Consider the following 3,194-nt stretch of genomic DNA (forward strand, 5'->3'; position numbering starts at 1 on the left):
CAGCCCACGGCCATATTCCTGTACTACCCGCTTTTTGAACCCTTCGCTGTAATGTACAGCCGGGGTTCTCCTTTTTAATTTAACGCTCTCATTCTCCATCTTGTTGACTCTTTTTAGTCAACCTATTTTAGGACGGGACATCTTCCGTCATCATGGGTATTTATGGGTGTTTTGAAAAAGTGTTTTTTGTCTTAACTCTTGATTCTTGCATCTTGATTCACATTGTTACAATATCGCAAAAATTACGGTAAATAGCAAATTCAACGGTCTGCAAAAGGCAAAAAAAAACCGACGGTGCTTTCACAAGCATCCGCCGGAATTTTCACATTCACCTTATCTCAAATCTTTATTTTCGGGTATTCATCCCTGTTTTTATCCGTCAATTATAAAACGGCACCTGTTAACACTTTGCTTATTGAAAGCGTTACAAAGCACTAACGGGTGCCATTTTATCTAAAACCTGTTGCAAGCGGTTGCAGCATTCCGGTTATTTATTTTGAGAGCTCGCCTCCCTAAACAATCAACCTATTAGCCAACCTTAACCAATTATAAATCACTTAAACGATAAAACTGTTTACCGTGGCACCTGTAAGCCGATCAGATAAACAAACCTTACATTAAATTAGCAACGTTTTATGGTAACAAAAGTAAGGGGGTACAGCCACCCCAAAAATGCCTTAGGTCACAAAAGAACGTGCTGTTCATCTTTTCCTTGCACTTTTTTACCTGGAGTTTGCAACGTACTACCTAACAAGCGGAGCATTTTCCGGCGCCATGCGCTTTGCTCTATGCGCCTTACGCTTTGCCAAAAATTGCCTACCTTAGTTTTACCAATTATCCGATACCCAAAATCATGAAAAAAGCTACCGCCCTATTGCTCGGCTTCATCGCCCTTGTTTGCACAACCGCTATGGCGCAGGACGCCAAACCCATCCTGTTATGGCCCAACGGCGCGCCCGGCTCCGAAGGAAAAACCACGCCCGAGCATATCAGCAAAAGCGCGGGCGGATTGATATCCATATCCAACGTCAACTTCCCATCCATTACCCCATACCTGCCCAAAGGCGAGGCAAACGGGCTGGCGGTCATCATTGCCCCCGGTGGCGGACATACCAGCTTGAAGATGGATTACGAAGGCTCATACTTTGCCGATTGGCTGGCCGAACACGGGGTTACCTGCTTCGTGCTCAAATATCGCCTGGCTAAAGAACCCGGCTCTACGTACACTATTGATGGCGATGCGGTAAAAGATATGCAGCGCGCCATCCGCTATGTAAGGCTCCATGCTAAGGAATGGGGTATCGATACCGCCCGCATCGGCGCGGCAGGCTTTTCGGCAGGCGGCGAACTGGCTGAACTGGCTGCTACCCGTTTCGACTATGGCAATAAAACCGCTGCCGACCCCATTGAGCAGCAAAGCAGCCGCCCCAATGTACAAATACTGATATACCCCGGGCAACCCGACCGCCCCGAACCGCTGCCCAACTCGCCACCCCTGTTCATTGCCGTTGGCGACCAGGACGACCCCGCCCGCCTGCAAGGTATTACCCAACTCTACCTCAAATACCACAAAGCCAATATCCCCGCCGAGCTGCACATTTACGCCCAAGCCAAGCACGGCTTCGGCATCCGCAAACCGGGCATTACAGGCCCCGTTAACGGTTGGGCCGACCAATGTTATGCCTGGTTAGGTTTGATGGGGTTTGTGAAGTAGAGAAGGCTACAACAAATTGTTTATAAGATTTTCGAAAAACGGATATTAATCTTAATATATTTGATTTAATAAACCCCTAATAATTTGCCAGACAATCAAATTGCAGTCCCTGAAACAAAGAAAGAAACAAAGAAAAGTTTCCTTAATATATGTAGTTTAATATTTCTGGAGTTTCTTTCAATAACATTTTGGTCATACATAGTAGTTAAGCTTTTTGTTTACGATGTTGACAATTATATAATAAACCAATACTTACCAAATTACGGTTGGCTTATAACCTATAAATTTCTCATAATCCTGTTCGCCATTGCTATAGTTTGGCTATTCATCCGTGCTAAAAAAATAATAACTTGGACTTTATACATCTTATTCTATCCATTTATATTAATCTTTTGGAAGTTCCCAAAAGCTGTATATAAAAAAGGTAACTGGAATGTTGGGATTGCTATTGTAAATGCTCTTTTTGCATTTTTCAAATCCTTTAAGTATAACATTATTACTTTTTCGTTGCTAACTGTTTCTAGCATACTCATACTAAGTACAAGTAGCAAAATAATAATAATTTCATCATCAATAATTCTATCAGTTATACTGCTTACGATCTTTATAAATCGTTTTGTGTTAGTATTCAAGCCGTCTTTAATTTACAAAATCCATATAAAAACGGTGACTTTGTTTATAAATTTCAGCAAAAAAACATGGGCAATTGATGATGAACTAAAGGCACTAGCTATCAACCAAATGTCAGACACGCAATTGCAAAAGTGGAGTTTAAATCTTCAAATAATGATATTGGGAAATAAATTTTGTTACTTTTTATCTTCAAAATTAAACAACTATCAAAAAAGCAAAATCACAATTATCTTTAACGTGTTCAGTATTGCTATACTATTGTTCTTTTCTGTTCTATGCTTTACGCTTATTAACTTAGGTATATATAAAGTGTGGCCAGAATTATATAGCGGGAGCTCTGTCAAACCGGGTTTTTTTAGTTTCTTTTATTATAGTTTTAATACTTTTCATTTTTCGAATGTGACCGAATTAGTGCCTATAAGTGACCTATCAAGGACAATTTCTGTAATAGAGCAGTTTTTCGCAATTTTCCTCGTCAGCATATTCATAACATTACTTTTATCTGTAAAAAATGAAAGAGAGGCTTCTGACATTCAACAAGTAGTCGAGGAAATAAGACAACAAGGCGATGATATGGGTACCTTTATTCAAGATCAATACAATTTGTCTGTAGAATTAGCGATCAAAGAATTACAAAAATTGAATGCGGGATTGCTTAAATTAGTACTTCGATATCTTAAAACTTAAAGCTCCCCCTGACTATGGTGCACGCGTGCCGTGGCTGTTGCGCAACGAACTTTTACAAGCATGTTAATTTTGTAGTAAATTGAGGTCCATTAGCTTTTATAACAACAGGGTCAAGTGTCACTTTAGGTTCTAACAGGTTCAATATAGCATCCCAAAGTTC

The 3,194-nt window shown here is 40.4% G+C and carries 2 protein-coding genes; both read left to right on the forward strand.

Going from position 1 to position 3,194, the window contains the following annotated elements; genetic code table 11:
• Window positions 1-853 precede the first annotated feature (853 nt).
• Window positions 854-1,714: an alpha/beta hydrolase gene (locus tag QZX97_RS08760; RefSeq protein ID WP_295653202.1), complete on the forward strand. Its 861-nt coding sequence runs from the start codon at window positions 854-856 to the stop codon at window positions 1,712-1,714.
• Window positions 1,715-1,798: 84 nt separating this feature from the next.
• Window positions 1,799-3,034, forward strand: a complete 1,236-nt coding sequence (locus tag QZX97_RS08765) for a hypothetical protein (protein ID WP_295653205.1) — start codon at window positions 1,799-1,801, stop codon at window positions 3,032-3,034.
• Window positions 3,035-3,194 lie beyond the last annotated feature (160 nt).

Origin of the sequence: uncultured Mucilaginibacter sp. (genome assembly GCF_903893715.1) — a bacterium.
In the GTDB taxonomy this organism is placed as follows: Bacteria; Bacteroidota; Bacteroidia; order Sphingobacteriales; family Sphingobacteriaceae; genus Mucilaginibacter.

Bases quoted from the DNA above. Each gene is read 5' to 3' on its own strand.
- QZX97_RS08760 (WP_295653202.1), top strand. From the start codon at position 854: ATGAAAAAAGCTACCGCCCTATTGCTCGGCTTCATCGCCCTTGTTTGC.